The organism is Parendozoicomonas verongulae, from assembly GCF_009711465.1.
Classification (GTDB): domain Bacteria; phylum Pseudomonadota; class Gammaproteobacteria; order Pseudomonadales; family Endozoicomonadaceae; genus Sansalvadorimonas; species Sansalvadorimonas verongulae.
Window position 1 is genome coordinate 1 of sequence record NZ_SMME01000182.1, and the last position, 335, is coordinate 335.

The 335-nt window shown below is 54.9% G+C and carries 1 protein-coding gene; it reads right to left on the reverse strand.

Annotated features, from left to right (window positions below):
* On the reverse strand, positions 1-335 hold a 335-nt coding region (locus E1189_RS22120; protein WP_230459807.1), incomplete at both ends, for a hypothetical protein.

A 335-nucleotide genomic window follows, 5' to 3' on the forward strand; every position in this document is an offset into this window, starting at 1 on the left:
CTGGCCAGTTCTTCCTCATCGACGCTGGCCTGGTAAAACTGGACATTGTCTGGCAGATAACAGGTCTGGCCATTACTCTCGTACTGCTTTCGCTCCTGCAGCGAGGTTATTTGCTGCTGAAACGTAAGATCGGACCAGTCCGCACCCTTGATTATAATGGCCTGATCCGGCAGTGCCGTTGCCAGCGCCCCTTGAACATGGCGTATCCTGCCCTCCTTATCCACACCTGGCCCGCCAAAGAGGAGGCGTCGCCAGTCATGCTGCCTATGACAATTGACTATCAGGGGAGGCACTGTCGTGTGCATGGATTCAGTAAATTCTGCCAGCGATGTGCC